Source organism: Sulfitobacter sp. CW3 (genome assembly GCF_019392245.1).
Lineage (GTDB): Bacteria > Pseudomonadota > Alphaproteobacteria > Rhodobacterales > Rhodobacteraceae > Sulfitobacter.
In genome coordinates this window covers 1-430 of sequence record NZ_JAHXRL010000041.1, presented here as the reverse complement: position 1 = coordinate 430, position 430 = coordinate 1, and the positions used below count along the sequence as shown (strand labels likewise).

Annotated in this window: 1 protein-coding gene; it reads left to right on the top strand. The window is 63.5% G+C overall.

Annotation, left to right across the window (positions count from 1 at the left end; translation table 11 throughout):
- Positions 1-208 precede the first annotated feature (208 nt).
- Positions 209-430: hypothetical protein (locus KZZ06_RS20120; protein WP_219581767.1), on the top strand; the 222-nt coding region annotated here is incomplete at its 3' end.

The window sequence follows — 430 nt, the reverse complement described above, 5'->3', positions numbered from 1 at the left end:
GCGACGGCTCATAAGCGCAGCGCCAGCACGGCGATCTGAAAACTGGAGGGGTCCCCGGCCACGACCAAGCTTGACCGTATGGTGGCAAAACTGCCACCCATGGACCAGTCCGGTCACCGGCACCCCAGGACCGTCGTCGGGCACATCCCGCCGCGCCAACTCCTTCAGGAGGGCATAGCATCAGCGGATTTCTGTAGGAGGGCGATCGATGCATAGCAACAACATGCGCATTGCCGACATCATCGCGGAGAACGTCGTCTCGATCCTGGAGCGGTTGGGCGAGGACGAACGCCTGTCTGGGGCAGGCCGAGAGGCTGCCATCAGGGGCTTGATGCGCGAGGTGGCGGCGGTCATGCCGACCCAGTTCGCTGGGAGGCTCGCCGCTGCCTGCAATCGTTACCTTGCCACCATACCGGATTGGGAACTATCC